A 24,599-nucleotide genomic window follows, 5' to 3' on the forward strand; every position below is an offset into this window, starting at 1 on the left:
GGATTAGTCACGCAACACAATATTGGGGCTTAAATCGACATCACCTTCATGGTTTACGGTCGCAAACTCACTGCCGCGCCTAACCACAGCAAGCGGACCTGCCTCGGTGTTGCGAATAAAGGTGAGGTCATAGCCAAACTTCTGTAACTGGTAGACACCAAATTTCTGGTCCATCGAGAGGCGTTCCCACCATTCTGACTGATTCAATGCAATACGTCGGCGCTCAAAATCTTCAAGTTGCCGAAGTTCTTCTGTGCTGAGTTTCATTGATTCAGTTTCCATAACACCACGTGCGTAGCTAGTTACCCAAGTTTGGCGCAAGTATAACCTATGGATGATAGGTTGATCAGCTTTGGCCACTGTCATCTTAAAACAATAGTATAGATCAGATATCGCCGAACTATGACAGTGAGTATATACGAAAACTAAGCAAATGTTGATTCCTTTTAAATTTATAAGGAAATCAGCAAGGTTAAAAAATGATCTAAAAAGATCAAAAATTAGGCTGGTATTCCATTTTCTTTATGGTAGTCTTTCAGACCGGTTAGCAAAAAACCGCATAAGCTTAGCGCCCATTTGGCTGTAGCTTTAAATCAGTTTCCACAACTGAAAGAAAAATAAAAATAAAACGCAGTTATGGGGATTTCTAGTTCGTAACCCCTTGTTTTAAAAGCCCTTGATTCAAAAATGCACACCAGAGGTTGATTGCCTTTAGCTGGTGCGATAGGTCGTTGCACACAGACTTATGCACAGGTTGTCCACATTTGTATTCAAGTTGAGCTAAGGTATCATTCTGGCGTCTTAACGGCGCCTGTGGCATCCTAGCAACACGACTGGCATAACACCTATGCACCCTAAAGCAACTAAGCTCAAGTAGAGACACATCATGGCTGAAGTTCCAAAGAATCCATTCATATTAGTTGATGGCTCATCTTATTTATTTCGCGCATATTATGCGCCGCCGCATATTACCACCGCAGCAGGTGAGCCAACTGGAGCCATTTATGGTGTCGTTAATATGCTACGCAGTTTATTGAAGAAATATCAGCCATCGCATATGGCCGTTGTTTTTGACGCCAAAGGCCCCACGTTCCGAAATGACATGTATGCTGAGTACAAGGCTAATCGGCCACCTATGCCTGATGACCTACGTCAGCAGATTCAGCCGTTACACGACATAGTACGGGCATTGGGATTACCCTTGCTGTGTATTGATAATGTAGAAGCTGATGACGTGATTGGTACCCTTGCTCGTCAAGCCGGTGAGGAGGGTCGTTTTACCTTGATCAGTACCGGTGACAAAGACATGGCGCAATTGGTGAATGACCATGTCATGTTGATTAATACCATGACGGATACCTTATTAGACCAAGCGGGTGTCGTTGCTAAATACGGGGTTGAACCTGAACAAATCATCGATTATTTGGCCTTGATGGGCGATAGCTCAGATAATATTCCAGGGCTACCTAAAGTAGGTGAAAAAACCGCATTAGCCATGTTAACAGGTATGGGTTCGATCGATGCGATGCTGGCCGACCCTGATGCGCTAGCACAACTAAGTTTCCGTGGGGCAAAGACCATGCCCGACAAGCTGCGTGAGCATTGCGATATTCTTAAGCTCTCGCGTGAATTAGCTACCATTAAGCTTGATGTAGCCCTAGATTTTACTCCAGATCAACTAGCGATAAAGCCGGCCGATCAGGAGCAGTTGGTAAGCTTGTATCAAAGGTATGAATTTAAACGCTGGTTAGCCGAGGTCTTAGCTGAAGGTGCTAGCACGGACCAAGCGCTCGGATTGGCTGCAACTCCGGCAGCGGCCGCTGCTGCACCAACAGCAGGAGCGCCATTCCAACCGGACCAATATCAGCTTATAACAAGCATGCCCCAGTTGCAGCAGTGGTTGGAGAAATTACAGCAGTCCGAGTATTTCGCGGTTGATACCGAAACTACTAGCTTGAATTATATGGAAGCTGAACTGGTGGGTATGTCTTTTGCGACTTCGGCAACCGAGGTTTGCTATATTCCATTAGCTCATGATTATCCCGGTGCTCCAGAGCAGCTAGACCGAGCCGAGGTCTTAGCTCTGTTTAAACCTTTGCTAGAAGACACAAAACGCCAAAAGATTGGTCAAAACCTGAAATATGACAGCCATATTCTACACCGCTATGGGATTAAATTAGCGGGTATCAAGAACGATACCATGCTCAATAGTTACGTCTTGAACAGTGTGGCATCACGCCATGACATGGATAGCCTAAGCTTGCAGTTTCTTGGTCACAAGTCTATCTCGTTTGAAGAGATTGCTGGTAAAGGTGCCAAACAGCTCACTTTTAATCAAATTGCTTTAGAACAAGCCGCACCTTATGCCGCTGAAGATGCCGATGTCACCTTGCGCTTGCATCAACAGTTGTGGCCCCAAGTTGCTGATGTGACAGAGCTTAAGTCAGTGTTAGAAACCATCGAACTGCCACTCGTGCCAATCCTTGTGGCTATGGAGCAACAAGGCGTGCAAATCGATGCTCAGCAGTTAGCGCTACAAAGTCATGAGATAGCTAAAGAATTACAGCAGTTAGAAACGCAAGCTTATGAGATTGCGGGCGAGACTTTTAATTTAAGCTCTACCAAGCAACTCCAGACGATTTTATTTGAGAAACTGCAAATTCCAGTGCAGAAAAAGACGCCCAAGGGTGCACCCTCGACAGCTGAAGACGTGCTGCAAGAATTAGCCTTAGATTATCCGCTACCAGATATTATTCTACGCCACCGTGGCCTAAGTAAGCTGAAATCAACCTACACGGACAAGCTACCTAAGATGGTGAATCCCCGTACCGGACGTATTCATACTTCTTACCATCAGGCGGTAACTGCCACCGGTCGTTTGAGTTCAAGTGATCCTAACTTGCAGAATATTCCTATTCGAAATGAAGCCGGGCGGAGAGTTCGTAAAGCTTTTACCGCGCCTGCGGGTTACTCCATTATGGCTATCGACTACAGTCAAATTGAGCTGCGTATTATGGCTCATTTATCGCAAGACCCAGCTTTGGTTGAGGCGTTTTCTAAAGGTCGGGATATTCATAAAGCTACAGCCGCAGAAGTTTTCGGTGTCGCCTTAGATGCTGTCACTAGCGAACAGCGGCGTCGCGCGAAAGCGGTTAACTTTGGCTTGATCTACGGCATGTCAGCGTTCGGTTTAGCCCGTCAACTGGATATTCCGCGTCATGAAGCTCAGCTGTACATGGATAAGTATTTTGACCGCTTTCCTGGAGTGCTGCGGTACATGGAAGAAACCCGCGAACAAGCCAAACGAGATGGTTACGTGAAAACTATCTACGGACGTAGACTGCACTTGCCAGAAATCAAAGCTCAAAATGCGATGCGCAGAAAGGCCGCTGAGCGAGCCGCGATCAACGCCCCAATGCAGGGCTCTGCTGCGGATATTATTAAGCGTGCGATGATAGCGGTGGCTGATTTTATCGAGACAGAAGCGACGACTGACGATGTTCGAATGATCATGCAAGTACATGATGAATTGGTCTTTGAAGTAAAAACCGACAAGGTCGCAGACTATCAAGCTAAGCTGGTAGCAGTGATGGAGCAAGCCGCGGAACTACAAGTGCCATTGATAGCCGAAGCTGGGGTAGGCGACAACTGGGATGAAGCCCATTAATTTTAAATCCTTTAAAAACAAATATTTATGAGATTATTGGCAAATTAAACAAAAAAAATTCAGGTTTTTGGAACTTATCAAAATTTAGCCAGTCTGAATTAGTGAAAGGCGCATTAAACGAGTTTTTAAGTGTCGTTTGATTAACCTTTCAGAGATGTTCTCTCCCTGGATTGTAGTATGACTTTTGCCCGGCCTTGTGCCGGGCTTTTTCTTTTCTAAGCGAGGTTAAAGCGGCTTTTTACGCGACCGGCGATTGGCAATCCAAACACCGAATAAAATAGCAGCCATACCAAACCCATGGGCCATTAAGAACGGCTCACCATCAAGTACGCCTAAAATGAGGGCAACAATCGGAATCAGGTAGGTGACTGAACTAGTAAAGGTGGTGTCGGTTAATTTCACGACCGTGTTAAAGATAACCAGAGCTGCTGCCGTACCTACAATACCCAGCACTAATACCGCCGCCAAGGATAGCTGAACGCTCTCAAAATCGCTCACTTGGGCGATGAATGGCGTGGCAAACAGCAGATACAACAAAGCTGGTGGCGCTACTAGAAATAACGACACGCCAGTAATGGTTAGCGCACTAAGATCAGGAATATGGTGTTTGATGAGGTTTAAATTGAGGCCGTAACACACGGTGGCAGCAAGAATCAGTAATCCATACTGATTAAACGCAAACGCTCCGGCTTCTCCTGCAGTTACGAGTAGCGTCGTACCTACTAAACCTATAGCAATACCTAACCATTGTTGCGGCTTTGCTACTTGCTTGAAAATAAAGACCCCTATCACAAGGGTCGCAAGCGGAGTAAAGGTATTGAGGACGCCGGTAACGCCGCTGGGTAACTGAGTTTGAGCGAAGGCGAATAGAAAGGCTGGAATAAAACTACCAACCAAGCCAACACTTATGAGCTTGGGCCAATGATGACGCTGCACATTATGCACTCGCTTCACTATGAGCGGAAGCAGTACCAAGCCAGCTGAGGCAATTCGCAACGCAGCCAACTGATCTGGACTAAAAGTGAGCAACCCTTTTTTGATCAACAAAAACGAGCTGCCCCAAATCAGGGCCAAAAGTAACAGCAGCAACCAAGCCTTTAATGGCGGTACCTCAGGAGACTGTGTGCTATTCATGATCCGGTGATACTGACTCCGTGTCCAAGCTGTCATCAAGCTCTACAGCTTCGTCAACGACGGGCTGATTTAACCAGTCACTCAGTTTTGCCTCAACTGCTGGCAGGCCTAAGCGATTCAGCGATGAGAACATTTCAATGGTGATGTCACCACCAAACACCATAGCGGCCTCGCGTGCCTGTAATAAGGTTGACTTACGGGCTCCTGGTTTAAACTTGTCCGCTTTGGTAAGCAGCACCAGCACCGGGATTTCGCTCTCGGTGGCCCAATGCAATAATTCTTGATCGACATCACGGTAGGGGTGACGGATATCCATCAATAATACGAGGCCTTTGAGCGAGCGACGCTTTTGTAAATACTCGCTTAGCGCTTGTTGCCATTTTTCTTTGATCGCAATCGGTACTTTTGCGTATCCATAACCAGGTAGGTCAATAAGACGCTTACCCGGAAGTACCTCAAATACGTTGATTAGTTGGGTGCGGCCAGGAGTCTTACTGGTGCGAGCCAGCGCCTTCTGCCGTGTGATAGTGTTTAATGCGCTAGATTTACCGGCATTAGAACGCCCAGCAAAAGCAATCTCGACCCCTGAGTCATCAGGTAATTGTCGAATATCGGCTGCGCTGGTGATAAATTTTGTTGGTTGAAAGTTTAATATGGTGCTCATAGACGTGCCAGACCTCAATAGAAAGCGTATACTAGCATGATTAGGCGTTTAATCCTTACAACTTTTGTGTAAAATAGCGTCTGTTACAACATCCAGAGCAGAGATATCGATCATGAAAAAAATTGCATTGTTCGTAGGCCTCTACGTTGGTTTGACCGGGTTTGCCATGGCGGCTACTGGTAATGCCGAAGCAGGTCAACAAAAAGCCGCCGTATGTGCCGCATGTCACGGACCTGATGGTAATGCTCCATCGGATATGTACCCGAAAATTGCGGGTCAGCATGAAGGGTACCTGTTTAAACAATTAAAAGATTATAAGCTAGCTGCTGAAACCGGCGGCTCGCAAGGCCGTGCTAACGCAATCATGCAGGGCCAAGTAATGATGTTAAGTGAGCAAGACATGGCTGACTTGGCGGCTTTCTATGCTGGTAAAGACATGAGCGGTGGCGAAGCACCTGAAGATGTCATTGCTGCCGGTAAAAAGCTATTTATCGCTGGTGATGAAACTCGTGGTATTGCAGCTTGTGCAGCTTGTCATGGTCCGCGTGGCGACGGCATGGGTTTAGCTAATTTCCCAGATATTTCTGGTCAGCATGCGGCTTATATGAAACAACAGTTAGAATTGTTCCGCAGCGGTGAACGTGCCAACGATATGAACAATATGATGCGTGACGTTGCCAGTAAACTGACCGATAAAGATATTGAAATTTTGTCTCAATACATCCAAGGCTTGTACTAAGCCTAGCGGATAACGCACAAAATATGAGCAAAAAGGGCAGCTTGATAGCTGCCCTTTTTATTTTTTTGTTGCATTTAAATGACTGTTAAACCCGCGTAAAATAACGATTTGTCAATTATGGTTATATGAAATGCCTTTCTTATAACATAAAAGTCATTGATTAAATTTTGTGAATCAGTAGTCTGAATGCCATTGAAATCAAGCAAGCCCACGTGATTAGTGGCATAGCGAGAATCAAGCGGGTTATTAATTAAGGCAAGAATGACCCCAAAAGGTTCAAGTAGAAAAGAATAATAATCCAGGGAATAACAACACGGCCAGGAGGCCGCCTTTTAACCAAGCACAATAAAAATAACAGAGCTCGGTTAATGCGCTTAACATAATAACAATAATAATAAAAAGCTCAGGGACGTTATAATTAAAAACAAGGAAGATAGTGACAACCGTTCTCGAAAATCGCACGTGCGCTGTGTGGAAAGATGAGAATAAATCAGGCGATGGCAACATCGCCTTTTTTATTGCCGCCAAGATAAGGTAAACTAGTAGCCAGTTTATTCACTTCCACAGTTGGAATGGCACTATATGACACGCCGTAAAAAAACCCGCAAAACAGGGCCATTAGCCCCTTCAAAACGCGTTATTCCCGAGTGGGAAAAGAGCAAACCCGATGCCTCAGGCGCGCACGCTGGCAAAGGTCGTAAACCTGGGAGTAGATTCAACGTTGCACCAGCCAGTAAAGCTCAGGCAACGGCTCAGGCTAATGTCCATGATCCACGGTTAGGTAGTAAAAAACCCATCACCCTTATGGCCGCAGATGCAGTGGCACCCGTAGTACCAAGTTTTGACCGTAAAGCAGCTATGGCGGAACTCGCAGCCATAGAAAATGATGAGCGGTTGCAGGATCTATTGGACCGTTTAGATGAAGGCGATGAACTATCTGTAGCTGAATCTCGTTATGTAGATGAACGTACCACGCGCTTTGAGCAACTAGCAGAGCTATTGGGCTTAGATCTAAACGACGATGAGGATGATGATGATTGATGCAAACATGCCCTGGTGGGGTTGGCTAATACTTGTTGCTGGGGTTCTGATCATTGCCGGCTTAGCTTTTTATGCTGGACGTTTGATTGCGCAAGTCAAGCTTCAGCGGCGTCAGTTGGATCAGCGTCGCGATGAAGCCCTAGCGGGACGTAATGAGCGCCTGCTAGAAAGCATTGTGACCATCGCCAAGGCCATGGAGCAGGGGCAATGTCCGCATTCTGAGGGGGCACTACGATTAGTGGTGCTGCTTGATTTGCGGGTCGAATCCAATACGGCAAAGTATGCTGAGCGTTATCCAGCGTTGCATGATATGTATGAACGGATTAAGCACATGCCTACTCATGACGCCCGCAAACAGTATCCAAAGCGAGAGATCCGTAAAATGGATCGCGAGCGTGAAGGCTATGAAGTGGAGCTAGAGCAGCAGATTTTGAATGATGTACGCCAGTTACTGAAGGACTTTGCTTAACTAGCAAAGTCCTGCAGTTTGCCAAACACGTTATTGCTTATAGACCTGCCCGTCTTTGATAACCAAATTGATCTCACTCATCAAGCTGATATCTTCAAGTGGATTACCTGGGACAGCAACCACATCGGCCTTATTGCCCACTTTAAGGGTGCCAATGTCACTTACTCCGAGTAGGGTAGCAGCTTCAGCCGTAGCAGCGCGAATGGCCTCAAGAGGTGGCATGCCAGCCTCAACCATGTACTGAAACTCACGATAGTTCTCGCCGTGGTCATAAACCCCCGCATCGGTACCAAAAGCTATTTTGACACCGTATTTATAGGCTTCAGCAAAGGTGTTTTGAATCTTAGGGCCAATCTCGGCAGCTTTAGGTCGCACTAACTCGGGAAAATAACCGTCTATCTTGGCGCGGTCTGCTACCGAACGTCCGGCGGTGATGGTTGGCACATAATAGACGTTATTCTTCTTCATCGCACGCATCACTTCTTTATCCATGTAGGTGCCATGCTCAATAGAGTCTACCCCGGCCTCAATGGCGCGTAACATGCCTTCTTTACCATGGGCGTGGACGGTGACTTTCATGCCGTAGTCTTTGGCAGTTGTTACAATTTCGCGCAGTTCATCCATCATGAACTGTGGATTGTGGCCACTTTTTGCAACACTCAAGACACCACCGGTTACGGTTAGTTTGATCAGATCCGCACCATCTTGATAGCGAGCTCTGACCGCTTTCCGTGCGTCATAGGGGCCATCAACGACACCATCCGCTGGGGTTGGTTGTTCATATAAGCCTTCTTTGGCACCATTGGTGGGGTCTGCATGGCCGCCTGTGGTCGCAATGGATTTACCCGCTGAATAGATACGAGGACCTCGCACCTTACCAGCCTGAATAGCATCTCTTAAGGCGATACTGGCATTGTAGGAGTCACCTAGCTCGCGCACTGTGGTGAAACCTGCTAACAGCGTCTTCTCGGCATAGCTCACTGCATCTAGTGTGACATCCGCCGCGCTTTTGGTGAACTTATTCATGTAACTGCCAGGACCCAACTGCGAGGTAAGGTGAGTGTGCATATCAATAAATCCCGGCATAACAGTACTGTCTTTACGGTCGATGACGAGATCGCCAGCGGTAGCGGGTTTGTAGCCTTGTTCTATGCCAATGATACGGCCCTCATCAATAACAATAGTCATTTGTTGCTGTGGTTTATTTTGGGTGCCGTCTATTAAGGTTCCCGCATAGACCAGGGTGTCCGCGTAGGCGCTGCCTGATAGAGCTAAAAGGATTGAAGCTGATAGTAATGTACGCATGCTGTAGTCTCGCTGTTATTGTTGTTCTGCTGGTGCAACAGGTGCGCCAGTGCTGCCTGAGCGGCGGCTGACTTTCACCATAGCGCTGTCTTGGGGGTTAGGTCAAATGTTAGACAACAGTCCCACAAAAGCACTTGCTTAAGGTAACGCTAAAGAGCAACTTTTGTTATACTAGCCGTCGTTTAATTCTTACTGGCCACAACCCTATGTTTAAGCGTATTCGAGAAGATATTCGCAGTGTTTTCGCTCGCGACCCTGCGGCACGCAACAGTTTTGAAGTTCTGACGACCTATCCAGGCTTACACGCTATTTGGTGGCACCGTATGGCGCACAAATTGTGGGGTTGGCGGTTCTATTGGTTAGCGCGTTTTATTTCTACCTTAGCGCGCTGGCTTACTGGCGTTGAAATCCACCCAGGTGCGCGTATTGGGCGCCGTTTCTTTATTGATCACGGCATGGGTGTGGTGATTGGTGAAACTGCTGAAATTGGTGACGATGTAACCATTTATCATGGGGTTACTTTGGGCGGCACCAGTTGGAACCAAGGCAAACGCCATCCAACGCTAGCCGATGGGGTGGTGATTGGGGCAGGGGCCAAGGTCTTAGGCCCTATAACTATTGGTAAAAATGCGCGGATTGGCTCAAATGCGGTGGTCGTAAAAGATGTACCAGCTGAAAATACCGTCGTCGGCATTCCGGCGCGAGTAGCAGGCTCACCAGTCAATGCTGAAGTCACCAGGCGGCGCGAACAAATGGCTAAGCAATACGGCTTTGATGCCTACGCCATCTCAGCGGATAATCCGGACCCAGTAGCAACCGCCATTGGTCGCATGCTCGACCATGTGCATGTACTGGACCAGAAGGTTAGTGACTTATGCTGCGCAGTAAACAAGCTAGGTGGTAATGTCTGCGAAGAAATACCCCAAGTGCAACTGGACGATGAAGATTTTATTGATGCTGAAAAAGCAGCTGCAGAGCAGCGCAAGCGCGAACAGCACTAACATCTCTGGATCGGCACCTTTGGATCGGCGCCTTTGAATATGGGTCTTTAGACGAAAAAAAGCCGCTCATTGATTATATATAGTACCTTGAACTATGTATATTGTGTATTAAGGCAGAGAAATCTGCCTTTTTATTTGACAACAAACACTTTAGCATTATAGTGTATTGTATGTTTTATGTGTATAAAGGAATGAACCTTGTCATCGGTTAAAGTCAAAGCAACTATCGTAGAAGATAATACTGGCATTAAAAGTCAGCTCCCCATCTTGATCACCGAACAAGGTGAAGTTGGTTCAGTTACCGATTACTTGCTAAAGATGGAAGCTGATGGTGCTAGTAATGCTTTAATGAATGGTTTTATACAAGCCACTTCTTTGCTCTTGGATTACATGGAAGCCAACAAAGGATTATTTGAAGATCCTAAAATGCTATTCCAAACCTTTGCTAAGCGTCTTTACACAGGCACCATCGGTGAAGATGGTTTAGATCCCTCTGGCTTGTACTGGGTGCCAAGCTCAACTGATAACGTCAATAAACATATTCATCGATTAACGGCATTTACTGATTGGCTGGCTAACAAGCTTGGCGAAGAGTCAATGAACCCTTTGCGAGATGCCACACCTCATGAGCAACGCTTGAATTATGCGGCATGGTATCGAAAAAACCAAAATGACTTCCTTGGGCATATTGAAGATAAAACCGTTAATAGAACCATCCGTAAAGCTCGCACAATGAAAGGACGCACTCCATTGATGAAAGCCGAAGACGATGCTTTAGCATTCCCAGATAAGCATTGGGAATCATTCTATAAAGATGGTATTGGCGGAGCAAAAGATCCGCGAGTTGCGTTGAGAGATAAGCTTATGTTGCTCTTAATGCACGGTGGCGGTTTGCGTGAAAGCGAAGCTATTATGCTGTGGGTGACTGATGTACTTGAAGATCCGTATGACCCTGAAAAAGCGATAGTTCGAATTTACAACGAAGTCGATGGTAAAGCACCCGAAGGTTGGCGTAGTCGCTCAGGGACAAAAACCAGAGAAGCCTATTTACAAGAAAAATACGCTCGTATACCACGCAAACGAATGAAAGGCACGGCATACGTTGGCTGGAAAACAAGAGTTGTAGACCATCGAGATAACTACATACAAGTTCAGTGGTTTCCAACGGATTATGGCAAGGTTTTTATGTCACTGTGGAAGAGTTATCAAAAATATCGAGCCAGTATTGACTGCCATCACCCCTATGCGTTCATTTCATTCCATCACAGCGCCCTTGGAAACCCATACACTTTGAATGCGTTTCACCAAAGCTATGCAGCGGGATTAAGGCGCATTGGCTTAGAGCCAAACAAATCGGAAGGGTTCGACCCGCACGGTCATCGTCATAGCTATGGCAGACGCTTAGAGCGTTCAGGACTTAACCCGTTGGTGATACGACGATGTATGCACCATAAATCACTGGAGTCTCAAGTTCCCTACACAGGTAAAGGGCAGCAGGAAATTTCCGATGAACTCAACAAGGCCACGCTACAACTGGCAAATCCTGAATCCAAAGTCAAAGCGCTCGACTGGAAAGAGTTGGTCGAGCATGGTTTTGACGACATTGACCCGCAAGGGTATTTCACAGGTAAGCACCCCAAATTGCGAGGTAAATAATGGCTAGAACTAAAGGCAGAAAAAATGACGGACGTGCATCGGACTTAACGTTTAAATGGATGCTCACCACCCTTGGCCCTGAGTGGGAGCAATGGCAGGAATTAGCCGCTGAGTGGATGGCGACACAGCATGCGGGGGTTAACGACAAGCGTAACGCGTTGAGCCGTTTTTTTGAGTCCTACCTGTTAGAGTGCGCTCCCTATGCAACTGATATTGGTCTGTTTTTCAAGGGCTACAATGGCCATATCTGCTCCACTGAAGAGCTAGAAGCTACTGTGAGAAAAACTCTTAACTCCCCCGAGGAAGTATCAAAATCTATCAACCACCCCTGTGACTTCATTAATTACGTCATTGAACATCATCTATCTGAAGAAGATGATAGCGGCAACTTAATGCCACTGGTTCGCAATCCGCTGAGCAAAATTAAGAAGCAATCCTCACACACTGAAACCGTACGTAACCCACTTCCGTATCGCTACATCCAAGACCTGCGCCAAATTCTGTGTCCATTGCCAGACAAAGCGGAACTGACAGTGATTGAGCAAAACCTACCACAAGGCGAGTCGTTACTGCCTAGCTATCACTACCGCCATTTCAAGCATTGGGCATGGGCACAAGAGCAGACAGGGCAAGGCAAAGTAGGTCAAAGTGGCGACTGGTTCGAGGTCGAGCCTGACTTGATTGATAAAACCGACCCCGATTGCGTGTGGCGCACCAAAGAAGTGACTAGAGATAATAAAAGAATCACCCTCCACCAAATCTGGTCACCTGTCAAAGCGATGGTTATATTTATGAAGCTGCATCTGCCACTGCGCACCTATCAAGTGCGTATGTTAGACAGTGGTGAAGCGGATACGTGGCGTTATGAAAGCGGTCATTGGAAGCTCAATGACAAGCATGACTTTGCGCTCGGTAGCGAAAAACGCCCTTTTGGTAAAGGCATCTTTCGCCGTATCCATGACACTATGACAGGCCAGTATTCCACAGGTTTATATATCAACACCAACAAAACCGCTGACCAAAATAAAGACGAACTTGAGCGGGGTTACATCATCCCTTGGCAGAATGAGGAAGTATTATATTGGCTGGAAAAACTGCGTAACTGGCAGGAAAAATATAACCCTATAGTTAAGCCAACAGACTGCACCGCACTGCTAAGGAAACATATTTCGAAAAAGAAGTCACAAACCCAGCTAGAGAGCATGGGTGAAGTCGCCTTTCTCTTTCGGGATGCGTCAGCGAAAGGAGAAGATAAATACAAACCAATTTGTGGGGATGCGAATATAGCACATTTCTGGTATCAATTGTTACTGGAATTGGAAAACCAGCTCGCTGAGCAAGGTAATACGCTTGATAATGGAGAGCGACTTAAACTGGTTGTGGATTACCCAGAAGACACTAACGAAAGGGCTAAGGTTGCCACAAATTTCCCCCTGCACAGCTTGCGTGTATCGCTGATAACTGCCTACACGATGGATACCCAATTGCCACTACCTGTCATATCCAAACTACTGGCAGGGCACTCACGTATCCTAATGACCATCTATTACAACAAAATCACCCCGTCCGTGATGGCGGAAAAAATGAGTGAAGCTGAATGGGAGCTTGAGGGTAAAGCCAAGCAGTCAGTGCGCAACTTCCTCAAAGATGCCTCACTAGCGCAAATTCAATGCAAAATGGTCTACCACAAAGAAGATAGCATTCAGGCAGCACTGGTTAACCGTAATCCCATCGGCTGGGAGGAGCGTTCATCTGGCCTATGTTTGGTCGGAGGCAACACCGTAAAATCCGATGAAGTCAGTACGCTGGGCGGGTGTTGGAACGGTGGTGAGTTGATTAGAGATGCAAGTGCTGCCGCCAATCGCATCTATGACAGCGTATCGCATGGCCCTGAAAACTGCATTCGTTGCCGTTGGTTTATTACCGAGGCGCGATACCTGCCAGCGCTTAACGCGCAGTTTAATCAACTCAGTTACAAGGCGCACCAGGCGGCTAACCTATCGGTTGAAATCGAGGGTGAGTTAGAAGCGCTCAAAGACGAGCAGTTCTTCTGTGAAGAGCAAGGTACGCCTTTTACCAAACATAATGACATGCAGGTTCTACAGCGTCGCTATGAAAAGCAACAAGTAGAGGCCGATGAATACACCAAAGACTGGATAGCGTGCTTCGAGCTAATCAGCAAAATCATTCGTGTCGAGGAAGCCAGAAATGAGGATGACACCAAAGATAAGCTGATTGCCGTGGGTGCGGAGCAAGATATCAGCTACGCCTTGAAGTTTATCGAAACCGACTCAGAACTTTTACACCTCTCCTTGCTATGTGACGATGCCGAATTCTTCCCTGACTTGCAGGATGATCTTCGTAAAACGCCCGCCATTCAAAAGCGCTCCATTGAACTCAGTCGCATGCTGATGAAAAAGGGTTTTGAACCTATCTTCTTGGAAATGGATGAAAAGCAGCAACTCATTGCTGCTAATGCCATGTTGCGTCACATGACAAAAATAGCAGACCCTCATGACAAATTAGAGGGCTACCGCAAAGTCGCCAACTACATTGAGGCAGGTGAGTACCTTGAAGAAAACAAACTATTTAGTGCAGGCATGAGTGCGCTCACTGGTAAAGCATTGCACCTCGAAAATCTCACCCAACCTGCGCTCTTGGAGGGTTAATGGACATTAATATTGATATCATCTTGGCTGACTTAAAAGACGACAAAGTGCCAAGAACCCAAAAAAACCTAGATAAGCTTAACGACATCCTGAAAGCCTATGTAGAATCGGGGCAGCGTGATTTCTCCATTACACAAATGGGGCGAGTATCAGCAGCAGAGGGTGGCCCAGGTTACGAAGCGTTACGAGCAACCAAAAACAAGCACTACCGCACCTTGATTGAAGCATGGGCAGCAAAGTGCAAAACAACCACCAAAAAGCCGTTATCGTCAACCTCACGCTCTAAGTCTGTTCCACAGGATAATAAACTGCTTGAGCGTATTCCAGACGCTGCGGTACGGGCTTTGTTTGGTCAGATTATTGCCGAGCGCAACCGTTATCGCAAAGAGGTTAATCTACTAAAACAGCACGCGAATATTACCATTGATAAGCGTCCTGTACGTCAGTTTGATGCAAGCGCAGAGCCGAGTGTTGAAGTCTTGCCTTCACTATCTGGCATCTTGACCGAATCCGAGAAGAAAGCCTTAGCCTACGCTATCTCTGACGAATGTATGGAAAAGCATAACTGGCAAACCACACAAGCTGGCCAAGTTAAAGACATGGAATACAACATAGAAATATTCCCTAGAGGCTTTGCGACAGGTCTACGCAAGTTGCTAGGTGAGGTAGATGATTAATGGCGAACGGTCAGCAAAGAGCGCAGCAAAACCTCGAAGCATTTGAAGTATGGCAAGCCACTCAAACTGATGATGACTTTAAGCAGATCGCCTTTAAAGGCAAGCTCAACCGCATCGAAGTAGCAAAAGGGGTCGGTTGCGGCAAGTCTGCCCTTAACCAAAATCCAGCGCTTAGAAAAGCGCTCAAGGCATTAGAAGACAAATTGCGTGATAAAGGTATACTCCCGCCACTGACCGAATCTGCAAGGAACAATGCTGACAAACCAAAGCAATACGACAACACGGCTAATCGCAAGCTGCTCGACTCAAAACGAGTATCGACCTTAGAGGCTGAAAACATTGAGCTAAAAGCCAAAGTTAAAGAGCTGGAAGGTAAACTAGAGCGGTTTGGCGAACTGAATGAAACCTTGTCAGAAATGGGGTTCATGCCACGATGAATGTTGCACTCCATCAAGACCAAATGCGTGTCACGAGTATTCCTTACAGCTCTACCAAAATGGTGATATTCAGTGGTGTGCCACTGAAAAAAAACTCATACAAAACTAACAGTGGCAAGTATTACGTCACCATCAAAGCTGATCCAGATGCCATCCCCGTTCAACCAGCCCTCGGCCAACACTGGTCGGTTAAAGGCCATCGTTTAATAGAAGAAATGGAAACGGGTGATTACGTGATGCAGGAGCATACCTATGAATCACCAGAGCACATCGAATGCAGCCTGCCAGAAACGGGTGAACAGCTTATTCGCTTTATTGCCAGAGAAAGTGATTTCAAAGGTATCGGTGAAAGTAAAGCTAGAGCACTCTGGGAACTGTTAGGAAAGGATTTTCACCCAACGGTTGGAAAAGACACTCATGAATCAAGAGAACGGCTCAGAAGTGTCCTGAGTGAAGATTCTATCAATGCGTTATTTGAAGGTTACGCCAAATATAAAAATCTTGCCTACTGCAACTGGATGACCGAACACAAGATACCAGCAAGTATTCAGCAGCGCTTATTGAAGCATCATGGAGAAGAGTCTATTGAGGCTATTAAACAAAATCCGTATGTCCTTATTGGGTTTGGAATGTCGTTTACGGATGTCGATAAACTGGTCAATTTCGACCAGTTTAAGATCACAGTTTGTGATCACCGCAGACTAAGTGCCGCACTTGAAACCGCGATTCGCAAAGAGATTGAGAAAGGCCACACCTATACAACTCAAGCGTGTTTACGCCCATACCTAACCAAATTACTCAAAGATAAGGAACTGGTGACCGAAGCGTTTAAAGCAGGTCACAACAAAGCGCAATACATCCTAAACCCCGACACTGGCTCTTATCATCCAACCGCCCAGTTGTTAATGGAAAATGTCGTTGCAAAACGACTTAAAGCACTAGCTAATCAAAACAACCTTTATGACGAAGTTGCAAATTCTGCATATTGCTCTTCGGTTGGTGAATTACCATACGAGCTAACCAAGAAACAGATTGAAGCAGTGACAACGTGTTTGGATAACGCCGTGAGCTGTATTACGGGCGGAGCTGGCACAGGTAAAACCACAGTCCTTAGAACCGCACTTCGAGCCTACCATCAAATGGGATTTGAAATACATGCGGTCGCGCTGAGTGGCAGAGCCGCTATGCGCTTGCATGAGTCAATTGGCTTTATCACCTCAACTATCGCTAAGTTATTACGTAGAGAGCCTATTGAGCCAAGTTCAGACCAGCCAAAGCATTTACTGGTAATAGATGAAGCCAGTATGATTGACTTGCCAACCATGTATCGCCTGGTCAACCATATTCACCCATCGGTTCGTATTATCTTTACTGGCGACCCTGACCAGTTACCACCTATAGGTTGCGGCAAGGTTTTGGCTGATATCGTTCTATCTAAAGCCATTGCTAATACTATGCTAGATATCGTTAAGCGTCAGAAAGGCTCAACGGGTATTCCTGAATACTCCAAGCTCATTAATCAAGGTATCGTGCCTGAAAAACTAAGTACGGGGGCTATTCACTTCCACGAAACGGCAAAGAGCGACATTGCTCAAGCCTGTTGTGAGTTGTATCAGCAATCACCTGAAAATAGTCGCGTCATGGCACCGACCAAGGCACTCGTTGCTGAAATTAATAAACTGACCCAAGAGGCTGTTAATCCAAGCGGTAGAAGGCTTGAGTTTGAAATGCACGGTGAGAGATTCTTTCAAAACCTCAGATTGAATGATGCGATTCTATTTACGCAAAACCACTATGATAAAGGCATTCAAAACGGCTCTCTTGGTACGCTTACCAGTATTGACTCATCAGGTGAAAGTTATGGTGAAGTAACGCTGGATACGGGCGATAAAGTTGAGGTCACACAATCCGTGCTCGATTGCATGGAGTTGGGTTATGCAATAACTCTTCACAAAGCCCAAGGTTCTCAATTTCCAAGAGTAATCGTTGCACTTCAAGCGGGACGCATTGTTGACAGGGCTTGGTTATATACAGCAATCACAAGGGCCGAGGCTGAAATTCATCTTGTTGGCACAGAGGATGATTTCAAGAAAATTATAGAGACGATGAGCAACTCGCATAAACGCAATAGCTACTTGGCTGAGCTTCTAATGTGACAACCAGCCGAAATATCGTTAAACCGTTCACGATATCAATCATGCAAAGACTTTCTGGGCCATACCATCCAACTTAGCTTTTGTCGTTTCCACAACACAGGTTAATTGCGTAAGTAGTGACATTGGTTTTAAGCTTTTGTTTAAAGCGATCTATCCATTTTTAGGAATGTCACTTGCTTTCATAACTTACTGGTGACAAAAAGACATCTTTGTCACCATCATTCTGAGCTAATGAATTAATTATAAAAAACCATCAGTGGGCGGGAATATGCTTGAAGCTATGCACTAAAGGATTTAATCAATACGAGGCGGGACATTCGATTTTGAGTTTTTGCTTTTCGAAACCAAGACTGTACCGCTAAGCTATATCAACGTCACTGTTTGTGTGGCGGGCCAGCAGGTCATCTAATATCTTCAGCTCAGGAGGTTCAAGTTTGGCAATTTTTAATAGCCGTTCTGCATCGCTATCATTTTCGCAGTAAAAGTATGCAACCGGAACTTGTAATTCGCTCGCAATTTTACATGCAAGTGAGTAATCCGGTACGTGCCGCCCTTTCTCATAATGATTCATCCTGCTACTTGCAGAGCCAGCATCTAAACCGACTCTTATGCCTAGCTGTCGCTGGCTCAAATTGGAAGCAAGTCTCGCACTTTGAAGGCGCTTAGGAAATGGGTGTCCAGTGTGCAATTCTATTTCATCTTATGTGACTTATGATGATTTGATTGTCACCTGAATAAAACATCCTATATACTTAGGATTCCTAAGTATAATTAACCGGAATTAGATGGAGCGCACTCGAGTGTCTTTTCGCCAAGCAGTAATTGAAGCTATCTGTACTATTTCCGATCATGATTTTAGTGTTAACGAAGTAAGGGAGATCTGCGAAAGTTCATACCCTTCAATGCCTTACAAGAAAATTCACTCTAATGTTTACAAATACATGTGGGCGTTGACGCAAGAAGGTTACTTAGAGTGCCACGTTAACGAAAAGAATAATCGAAATAATCGCTATTCCATCACGCCGGTGGGCTACCATAAGATGGGACTAGGCGTTAACGAGCCTTCTACTCAGGATGAATACCCTGAGCCTGTGATTCCTGAGGTTGAGCAGACATTATTGCAGCGACTATCCGATTACAGTGCTGAATTAGCAGCGCATAGTGCGGAGGTGCAGGAGTATCAAGACCTTTCACATCAGTTTCCTCAGCTCACCGCGATATTACAAAGCAAGTATCAAGCGGCCAAAGAGAATGCTCTTCGTCTTCAAGGGCGAGTAAAGGCATTAGAGAGCGCGATAGAAGAGCTTGGGTTATGAATTTACGGCTTTGGCAGCTTGATTGTGTGCGATCAGCTAAAAAGTCTTTCTTGTCGGGGCAAAAGAACTTTCTTTCACTTGCGACACCTGGTGCGGGTAAAACCGTTATGGCAGCTGCTTTGGCAAAAAGCCTGCTCGATGATGGCCTTATAGATTATGTCATTTGCTTCGCTCCTTCAAAAAGCGTAACCATGGCCATAGCTGAGACATTCACCAATGTTTTAAACCGTGGCATGGATGGCGTTATAGGTGACGTTGGTGCTGTATATACCTATCAGTTTCTAGTAATGAATAGCTCCAAGAACTGGCAAATCTTGCGCAATCATCGTGTACTGTTAGTGTTTGACGAAATCCATCATGCTGGCGGAGCGGTGGAAGCTTTGGCTAATGCTTGGGGCCGAGAGATTTTAGCTAAACTCAAAGATAACGCTACGTTTATTCTATCCATGACAGGAACTCCATGGAGGAGCGATAGCACGCCCGTTACGCTTGCCCGTTATATTGAACCAGACTCTAGAATTGCTTGCGATTACACGTATGGACTTACTCAGGCAGTCCGTGATGGTGTATGCCGCGTGCCTGAAATATGCCTGTTTGATAATAGCTCCCTGACGGTTGGTGATGAGCGTTACTCGTCTATCACAGATGCGCTCGAAAATTCCGATATTCGGTATGCTGATATACTCGAAAACACGGATGCCCTGCATTACATATTGAAACAAGCCGTCGGAAAACTTAAAACGGTAAGATTAACTCATTCGGATGCCGCTGGGGTTGTGGTTGCGAAGTCCATCGAGCACGCACGTCAAATCCTTAACATACTCAGGCACAAGTACCAGCAGACCGCTGTTTTAGTGACATATCAAGAGCACAATCCAGAAGAAATCATTGAACGTTTCAGACATGATAAAACACAGTGGATTGTAAGTATTTCGATGGTTTCCGAGGGCACCGACATACCTCGTTTAAGGTTGTGTGTGCATCTGAGCACCGTCAGAACTGAATTATTTTTTAGACAGGTTTTAGGCCGTGCCCTTCGCGTCATGCCTCACGTTAGCAACAAGAAAGGCTGGCTATACACATTCGCCGAACCGAGATTACTGGAATTTGCAGAGCGTATCCAACGAGACTTGCCTGAGCACAAGTGCAAGCTTGTAACGATGATGGAAATTGAAGAAGAGTTTGATAAAAGCGCGTCGATAAAGATCCCTCCAATTAGTGAGGGGCAAGCAAAATCGACTGGATTGGAGCTCGAATTGCTGGATGAGAACAATACAATGTCCGATGTGACGCTTGACGCAACTCCGCTGCTTTTTAGGCTGGACGGCCAGTTTCGGCATGAAGTGTTCTCGATATTTTAGAGTTTAAATGAAATATCATTGTTAATGGCCATTGATAATTCTCATTAGCCCACACTTGTCTGTTAATCATACAGTAGTGGCCAACCACCGCGAACACCACAAGAAACTGCTTTAGCTAAATCCAAGGTGCACGCCATCTGCTTTGCGCACTCAGTTAGTGGCAAATAATTCGCTGAACTGGGGGCTTTCTCGTTGGAATGCCGCTGTTACCACACTGTTCAATATAGTTTCACGCTTCATCCAAAGCTCTTAACCAAGGCTAATTCAAGCATTAATTCCTAAACTTACCGTTCAGGCTTTCCACAAAGGTATTGTGTGTCGGTTACTGAGTGAAATAAAGCTCATTCCAACGCATTTTTCTTGCACCAAGAGAGCATTGCCATGCTGGTAAACTCGGCTTCAACCAACCCAGAAATTTACCGAAAACTCGGCCTAGATAATTGAAACTTGCTATGCCAAGGGACCATTTATTGCCCGCGCACTCATAAACGTCAAATTAGTGAGCTCGTTTGTAAGAAATATCTGCTCTTCAAGAAAGCCTAGTGTAGTAATTATAATGTCATTGATGTGCCTTATGGCTTGTTCTCTATTCTCTGTGGTTAAATTTTACTCTTCGCGTCTGCTGCTTCAGCGGCATTTCGCGGCCCTTCTGGAACCTTGCGGTATAGCTCATCTAGTTCGCGAGGCTTGGTGATGCCTTGCTCAATAATGAGGTTTATGAGGCGAAACAATCCAGCACAGATTTCGTTTATATCGTCATCGCTCATTTCACCCGGATGAACAGCCTTATTTCCAACGATGCGTAGCGTATCAGCGGCAGTGACTATCCTTTGAGAGAAGTCATCCTTCTTGGCGAGAGAGCGGATATCTGTATTAAGGTCCTTTCCTGGTTCGCCCAAAGAAACACATAGCTTTTGGAGAGCTAAACGAAGCAGTGCACATGCAGCCTTAGCCGAATAGATGGAAACTAAGCGAGCCTCCTCATAATCCGGTATGATCTCTTCTGGCATATCAGGGTGTGGTTCTGGATGCTCTGAAACAATAGGATGAACCAGCGTTATAGTTGCTGGACCTCTTCGGTGTCCATTATTTTCCTTTATCCAAAAGGAAATTTGGCCGCATGCGTGGCAAGAGACCCCAAACATTTGAGTGTGTCTTACTGCCATCTGCCCACCAAGCCTATGATATTCAAAGCGGCTCTCCATTCGACAAATTGGACAAGTAAACTTGGTGTTAACTTGATTACACTCTGTTTGAACCAGTAATTGCATCGACTACCTCCCAGTTATAGTATTTATTATCTAAATTCAGTTCTTATTATGTTGCTAGGTATGCGCTAAGTTCGTAAGTAGAGCACTACAGCGACTATGCTGAGTAAGTACGGTGAGAAAAGAAAGAGGGAGTCAGGTTCGCGAAGTTGCTCGTCGAGCCAATATGTTAGCGTCAATTTGATAGCTAAGAAGTACTTAGACTTATATTCTTTCCATAATGCTAAGATACTCACTGGCCGGGTAATTACATCATGAGAAACATCAATTTCGTATATAAACTCGGCATTAAAGATGAGTCGTGGATGGAAGTTTAATGTAGGACTAGAACTTTCGGGATCGTCATAACCTGAATCTCCTGGTGCGATCAAATACGCAATACCATCTAGCTCATCACTGTGTTCACATTTCGTTAGAACACGTTGATCACGAACTAGAGTTTTTGTCCATCGCTCTCTAATAGCTGAGTGATATTTAGATGCATGATTGTAATAACGAATTGTAAGCAGAATGGTGGCAATACAAAGTACCGTGAGTAAACGCTCTGGGCTTTCAAAGGTTAACTCAAAAATCAAACCGTTAACCTTCGTGAGAGTTGCACCGGCGAATGTCATAACGATAAGTACGGATGAAACGGCCAGCAAATTTCGACGACTTTTTGCTAATCGGTTGTCATCCTGCATCTCTTGTAATATTTGACGCACTAGTGATTTCCCCATGAATTTCTCCAGCTTAGATCGCTTAGGACATTGTCTTATAGATTACTAATCAATCCTTTAAAACAATTACTTGTTGTTCACGATATACTGCCTTAGCCTCTTCAAGCATCGCTGCTTGCTGTTCGTCAGTTAGAACATCTGAAGGTTCAAGGAATGCCATTCTATGAACGTTACACATTTCAGTTTCTACCCTGTAGCGATTTTCAGAAAGCAGGGATAATTCTCCCGGCAATACAAGCACTCCAACCAATCGAATAGATCCCACCTTCAGAAGGTGCAATGTTACGCAGGTAGTTGATTGGTCTTCATCCAGCTCCTCATCAACATTAAACTCTGCTCGCATTCTATGGGGTTGACCAATGTAAATAGGTAAAGCGTGGTGAATACTCGGTGCGTTTTTAAGAATGTCTTCACAACTAATAAAGACCTCACCGCACTCTCCAGCAACACTCAGGATGGAACTGAGTGCATCAAGGCCAGAAAGAATTTCATCTTGCTCGAATGGGATCGCAGGATTGGATATCGTTGCGTTATTAAGTGGAATATCAGAGAATTCGAACCTTAATGTTATCAAAGCTTCTTGCTTTGAAAGTAACTTGAGTAATTTTAAGGAACGATGTAATAACTCGAACCTATACCTTTCTTTCATGTCAATATTCACATCAACGCCGGCTCGACCTGAACTCAACTGAAAACGCAAATCAACAAGCCCTAAATTAAGGCGAAATTCCAAAGCCTCCTCAGGGAAAATTCCTAAACCTATAGGCATGTATAAGTCAGCTGCAAAATCTATACGAGCTCCTAATGGCTCATCTCTAAACGATGCTTTTCCTTGCGCGGTCGGCTGAACGTTAGGCATTGTAAGTTTAGCATTCTTCATACTGCTTAGGGACGGCCAGGCTTCCTCTCTGAAACCAAACCGTTCGATGAAGTGCTTTACTTCAAAATCTTCCAGAGATTCGTCATAACCAAGAGACATACGCACAAGCTTTTCTGGTAAGTCGGACCTTTTTGATGAAATATTCATTATCAGTCCGTTTTGCTCAAACCCTGCGCTTTTAATTAGCTTACTTTTCCATGAACAATAATCATTCATATTTGGGCTAATGTATCGCCCTAGGCTTTCTCTCATCTTATCTGGAGTCATTGGCTCGACCCGCTCTTCAGGCATGCTATTAATCGTTCTCCGAACTTGATGCAGCTCTTTTCCAAGTTTTCCTGAATCGACCTCGTAACGCAACTTTAACGCAGCTTCGATGAGTTCTTGTCCGAAGTGTTTTATGTAAAGCTCTGAGGGTTCGTCGTGCTCATTTAAGACTATAAAAGCAATAAAGTATGGGTGGGGTGATGTTGCCATTCTTACGAGGTTACTACCTTTGATTTGAGCACTGGGGCGCTTCTTGCTCGTTTTGACTTGGACGTAGCAAGACTTGGGTGCCAAGTGCGCAAAAGCTAGGGAGATGGCAACTTCGAGAGGAAATTCAATTAGGTGGTCCCAACCCGTTTTATCTCGGTGAGATAAATTGCGTATTAGACCGGCTCGTGAACACAAGCTAGAAAAGTAATCCTCTCCGACATCACCAATATCAACGGTCATTGCCTCCTCCCTTCAAGGTAGCCCCGAAGAGGAATCAACTCTTCGGCTCAAAATTTGAATATATAGCTTGTCCATTATTCTGCATAAACATATTGTTTCTCATGAATGCGCAGGTAAATTTCTTCGCGATGCACCGCAACATCGCTTGGCGCCTCGATTCCAATCTTAACCTGATTCCCATTCACTCTTAGTACAGTAACCGATACGTCATCACCTACCTTCAATGTCTCACCAACTCGTCGCGTCAAAATCAGCATAAAGCCTCCCGTGCTTGTGTTGTTAGCTCTTGTTGTTAATCTAAAGGCTAGCCTATGACAACAACCAAGCACGCTCAATACAAAAACTGGTGGGCAATCGCTGAATTCAGTGGCTCTCGTAACATTTACTATCGACTATCACTTTTCATCATGAATTCGCTTCAGTTCTTCTACTTTGCTGACTATCAAATCAAAACACCGTTCGCAGAAATCTAACTTAAACTCTTCGCCATCGCGCTTTGATCCATAGCCGAACGACGCTTTGAGCGTCGCATAGTCACTAAACTTAGTGACGTCATCAGCATTTCCTTTGTAGGCGTTTGGGATTACACTCGAGCCACAAATATCGCACAAAATATCAACCGTTACAGTGATAGCTTTAACGCCTTCAATTTTCATTAAGTTCCCCCCTAATGCGAGTAGAATGCGTTGCGACGCCAGCAGCCAGCCAACCCGACTCATCTAA

General features: G+C 45.5%; 22 protein-coding genes. 12 read left to right on the forward strand and 10 right to left on the reverse strand.

The genetic code is table 11. The features are described from left to right. Nucleotides 1-3: 3 nt before the first annotated feature. Complete coding sequence (locus ACQ661_RS05625; RefSeq protein ID WP_146204082.1) at nt 4-282, reverse strand: hypothetical protein; 279 nt, start codon at nt 280-282, stop codon at nt 4-6. A gap of 604 nt (nt 283-886) precedes the next feature. Here ACQ661_RS05625 and polA point away from each other — a divergent pair. After that, on the forward strand, nt 887-3,667 hold the full coding sequence (polA, locus tag ACQ661_RS05630; protein WP_110075686.1) for a DNA polymerase I: 2,781 nt from the start codon (nt 887-889) through the stop codon (nt 3,665-3,667). A 225-nt stretch (nt 3,668-3,892) separates the two neighbouring features. Here polA and ACQ661_RS05635 read toward each other — a convergent pair whose 3' ends face one another. Beyond that, entirely contained in the window at nt 3,893-4,801 is a 909-nt protein-coding gene (locus ACQ661_RS05635; protein WP_153826561.1) for a DMT family transporter, read from the reverse strand. Continuing rightward, complete coding sequence (gene yihA, locus ACQ661_RS05640; protein ID WP_431667876.1) at nt 4,794-5,465, reverse strand: ribosome biogenesis GTP-binding protein YihA/YsxC; 672 nt, start codon at nt 5,463-5,465, stop codon at nt 4,794-4,796. Before yihA ends, ACQ661_RS05635 begins: the two co-directional genes overlap by 8 nt. Nucleotides 5,466-5,577: 112 nt before the next feature. Here yihA and ACQ661_RS05645 point away from each other — a divergent pair, with 112 nt between their 5' ends. From ACQ661_RS05645 to ACQ661_RS05655, 3 genes are all read left to right on the forward strand, one after another. Then, the gene (locus tag ACQ661_RS05645) at nt 5,578-6,204 is read left to right on the forward strand and encodes a c-type cytochrome (RefSeq protein ID WP_153826562.1); all 627 of its coding nucleotides are present in this window, start codon (nt 5,578-5,580) and stop codon (nt 6,202-6,204) included. A gap of 582 nt (nt 6,205-6,786) precedes the next feature. Next, complete coding sequence (yihI, locus tag ACQ661_RS05650) at nt 6,787-7,245, forward strand: Der GTPase-activating protein YihI (RefSeq protein ID WP_153826563.1); 459 nt, start codon at nt 6,787-6,789, stop codon at nt 7,243-7,245. Then, nucleotides 7,232-7,714, forward strand: coding sequence for a DUF2489 domain-containing protein (locus ACQ661_RS05655; RefSeq protein WP_238387590.1), 483 nt, complete (start codon nt 7,232-7,234; stop codon nt 7,712-7,714). Before yihI ends, ACQ661_RS05655 begins: the two co-directional genes overlap by 14 nt. 30 nt (nt 7,715-7,744) lie before the next feature. Here ACQ661_RS05655 and ACQ661_RS05660 read toward each other — a convergent pair whose 3' ends face one another. Next, a complete protein-coding gene (locus tag ACQ661_RS05660) occupies nt 7,745-9,019 on the reverse strand; it encodes an amidohydrolase family protein (protein ID WP_431667877.1) in 1,275 nt (424 codons plus the stop codon). A 206-nt stretch (nt 9,020-9,225) separates the two neighbouring features. On the opposite strand from ACQ661_RS05660, the gene cysE reads away from it, so the two are divergent. The 6 genes from cysE (at nt 9,226) to ACQ661_RS05690 (ending at nt 17,615) form a co-directional block, all read left to right on the forward strand. Next, the gene (cysE, locus tag ACQ661_RS05665) at nt 9,226-10,020 is read left to right on the forward strand and encodes a serine O-acetyltransferase (protein WP_431667878.1); all 795 of its coding nucleotides are present in this window, start codon (nt 9,226-9,228) and stop codon (nt 10,018-10,020) included. Nucleotides 10,021-10,218: 198 nt separating this feature from the next. After that, nucleotides 10,219-11,676 (forward strand): gamma-mobile-trio recombinase GmtY, encoded by a 1,458-nt coding sequence (gene gmtY, locus ACQ661_RS05670; protein ID WP_431667880.1) that lies wholly within the window; start codon nt 10,219-10,221, stop codon nt 11,674-11,676. After that, nucleotides 11,676-14,345 carry a gamma-mobile-trio integrase GmtZ gene (gene gmtZ / locus ACQ661_RS05675; protein ID WP_431667882.1) on the forward strand — a complete coding sequence of 890 codons (2,670 nt, stop codon included), beginning with the start codon at nt 11,676-11,678 and terminating at the stop codon, nt 14,343-14,345. Before gmtY ends, gmtZ begins: the two co-directional genes overlap by 1 nt. After that, the gene (gmtX, locus tag ACQ661_RS05680) at nt 14,345-15,022 is read left to right on the forward strand and encodes a gamma-mobile-trio protein GmtX (protein ID WP_431667884.1); all 678 of its coding nucleotides are present in this window, start codon (nt 14,345-14,347) and stop codon (nt 15,020-15,022) included. Before gmtZ ends, gmtX begins: the two co-directional genes overlap by 1 nt. Then, entirely contained in the window at nt 15,022-15,459 is a 438-nt protein-coding gene (locus ACQ661_RS05685; protein ID WP_126832266.1) for a VPA1267 family protein, read from the forward strand. Before gmtX ends, ACQ661_RS05685 begins: the two co-directional genes overlap by 1 nt. After that, on the forward strand, nt 15,456-17,615 hold the full coding sequence (locus ACQ661_RS05690) for an AAA family ATPase (protein ID WP_431667885.1): 2,160 nt from the start codon (nt 15,456-15,458) through the stop codon (nt 17,613-17,615). Before ACQ661_RS05685 ends, ACQ661_RS05690 begins: the two co-directional genes overlap by 4 nt. 358 nt (nt 17,616-17,973) lie before the next feature. Here ACQ661_RS05690 and ACQ661_RS05695 read toward each other — a convergent pair whose 3' ends face one another. Then, nucleotides 17,974-18,186 carry a helix-turn-helix domain-containing protein gene (locus ACQ661_RS05695; RefSeq protein ID WP_431667886.1) on the reverse strand — a complete coding sequence of 71 codons (213 nt, stop codon included), beginning with the start codon at nt 18,184-18,186 and terminating at the stop codon, nt 17,974-17,976. Nucleotides 18,187-18,415: 229 nt separating this feature from the next. Here ACQ661_RS05695 and ACQ661_RS05700 point away from each other — a divergent pair, with 229 nt between their 5' ends. Together ACQ661_RS05700 and ACQ661_RS05705 are read left to right on the forward strand one after the other, a co-directional pair. Next, nucleotides 18,416-18,931, forward strand: a complete 516-nt coding sequence (locus ACQ661_RS05700; RefSeq protein ID WP_431667888.1) for a hypothetical protein — start codon at nt 18,416-18,418, stop codon at nt 18,929-18,931. Further along, a complete protein-coding gene (locus ACQ661_RS05705) occupies nt 18,928-20,292 on the forward strand; it encodes a DEAD/DEAH box helicase (protein WP_431667889.1) in 1,365 nt (454 codons plus the stop codon). Before ACQ661_RS05700 ends, ACQ661_RS05705 begins: the two co-directional genes overlap by 4 nt. A 599-nt stretch (nt 20,293-20,891) precedes the next feature. Here ACQ661_RS05705 and ACQ661_RS05710 read toward each other — a convergent pair. The 5 genes from ACQ661_RS05710 to ACQ661_RS05730 all read right to left on the reverse strand — a co-directional run bounded on the left by ACQ661_RS05710 (nt 20,892) and on the right by ACQ661_RS05730 (nt 24,595). Then, nucleotides 20,892-21,563, reverse strand: a complete 672-nt coding sequence (locus ACQ661_RS05710; RefSeq protein ID WP_431667890.1) for a DUF4145 domain-containing protein — start codon at nt 21,561-21,563, stop codon at nt 20,892-20,894. 65 nt (nt 21,564-21,628) lie between these two features. Beyond that, nucleotides 21,629-22,279, reverse strand: a complete 651-nt coding sequence (locus ACQ661_RS05715; protein WP_431667891.1) for a hypothetical protein — start codon at nt 22,277-22,279, stop codon at nt 21,629-21,631. Between the two features lie 49 nt (nt 22,280-22,328). Further along, the gene (locus ACQ661_RS05720) at nt 22,329-23,876 is read right to left on the reverse strand and encodes a hypothetical protein (RefSeq protein ID WP_431667892.1); all 1,548 of its coding nucleotides are present in this window, start codon (nt 23,874-23,876) and stop codon (nt 22,329-22,331) included. A gap of 74 nt (nt 23,877-23,950) precedes the next feature. Further along, on the reverse strand, nt 23,951-24,133 hold the full coding sequence (csrA, locus tag ACQ661_RS05725) for a carbon storage regulator CsrA (protein WP_431667893.1): 183 nt from the start codon (nt 24,131-24,133) through the stop codon (nt 23,951-23,953). A gap of 138 nt (nt 24,134-24,271) precedes the next feature. Further along, the gene (locus tag ACQ661_RS05730; protein WP_431667894.1) at nt 24,272-24,595 is read right to left on the reverse strand and encodes a hypothetical protein; all 324 of its coding nucleotides are present in this window, start codon (nt 24,593-24,595) and stop codon (nt 24,272-24,274) included. Nucleotides 24,596-24,599: the final 4 nt, after the last annotated feature.

Source organism: Pseudidiomarina sp. WS423, from assembly GCF_050750165.1.
Classification (GTDB): domain Bacteria; phylum Pseudomonadota; class Gammaproteobacteria; order Enterobacterales; family Alteromonadaceae; genus Pseudidiomarina; species Pseudidiomarina fusca.

Bases quoted from the DNA above. Each gene is read 5' to 3' on its own strand.
- ACQ661_RS05655 (WP_238387590.1), top strand. From the start codon at position 7,232: ATGATGATGATTGATGCAAACATGCCCTGGTGGGGTTGGCTAATACTT.
- ACQ661_RS05660 (WP_431667877.1), bottom strand. From the start codon at position 9,019: ATGCGTACATTACTATCAGCTTCAATCCTTTTAGCTCTATCAGGCAGC.
- ACQ661_RS05720 (WP_431667892.1), bottom strand. From the start codon at position 23,876: ATGACCGTTGATATTGGTGATGTCGGAGAGGATTACTTTTCTAGCTTG.
- ACQ661_RS05690 (WP_431667885.1), top strand. From the start codon at position 15,456: ATGAATGTTGCACTCCATCAAGACCAAATGCGTGTCACGAGTATTCCT.
- ACQ661_RS05685 (WP_126832266.1), top strand. From the start codon at position 15,022: ATGGCGAACGGTCAGCAAAGAGCGCAGCAAAACCTCGAAGCATTTGAA.
- ACQ661_RS05625 (WP_146204082.1), bottom strand. From the start codon at position 282: ATGGAAACTGAATCAATGAAACTCAGCACAGAAGAACTTCGGCAACTT.
- gmtZ (WP_431667882.1), top strand. From the start codon at position 11,676: ATGGCTAGAACTAAAGGCAGAAAAAATGACGGACGTGCATCGGACTTA.
- polA (WP_110075686.1), top strand. From the start codon at position 887: ATGGCTGAAGTTCCAAAGAATCCATTCATATTAGTTGATGGCTCATCT.
- cysE (WP_431667878.1), top strand. From the start codon at position 9,226: ATGTTTAAGCGTATTCGAGAAGATATTCGCAGTGTTTTCGCTCGCGAC.
- ACQ661_RS05695 (WP_431667886.1), bottom strand. From the start codon at position 18,186: ATGAATCATTATGAGAAAGGGCGGCACGTACCGGATTACTCACTTGCA.
- ACQ661_RS05730 (WP_431667894.1), bottom strand. From the start codon at position 24,595: ATGAGTCGGGTTGGCTGGCTGCTGGCGTCGCAACGCATTCTACTCGCA.
- csrA (WP_431667893.1), bottom strand. From the start codon at position 24,133: ATGCTGATTTTGACGCGACGAGTTGGTGAGACATTGAAGGTAGGTGAT.
- ACQ661_RS05635 (WP_153826561.1), bottom strand. From the start codon at position 4,801: ATGAATAGCACACAGTCTCCTGAGGTACCGCCATTAAAGGCTTGGTTG.
- ACQ661_RS05710 (WP_431667890.1), bottom strand. From the start codon at position 21,563: ATGCAATTACTGGTTCAAACAGAGTGTAATCAAGTTAACACCAAGTTT.
- ACQ661_RS05715 (WP_431667891.1), bottom strand. From the start codon at position 22,279: ATGGGGAAATCACTAGTGCGTCAAATATTACAAGAGATGCAGGATGAC.
- yihI (WP_153826563.1), top strand. From the start codon at position 6,787: ATGACACGCCGTAAAAAAACCCGCAAAACAGGGCCATTAGCCCCTTCA.
- yihA (WP_431667876.1), bottom strand. From the start codon at position 5,465: ATGAGCACCATATTAAACTTTCAACCAACAAAATTTATCACCAGCGCA.
- ACQ661_RS05705 (WP_431667889.1), top strand. From the start codon at position 18,928: ATGAATTTACGGCTTTGGCAGCTTGATTGTGTGCGATCAGCTAAAAAG.
- gmtX (WP_431667884.1), top strand. From the start codon at position 14,345: ATGGACATTAATATTGATATCATCTTGGCTGACTTAAAAGACGACAAA.
- ACQ661_RS05645 (WP_153826562.1), top strand. From the start codon at position 5,578: ATGAAAAAAATTGCATTGTTCGTAGGCCTCTACGTTGGTTTGACCGGG.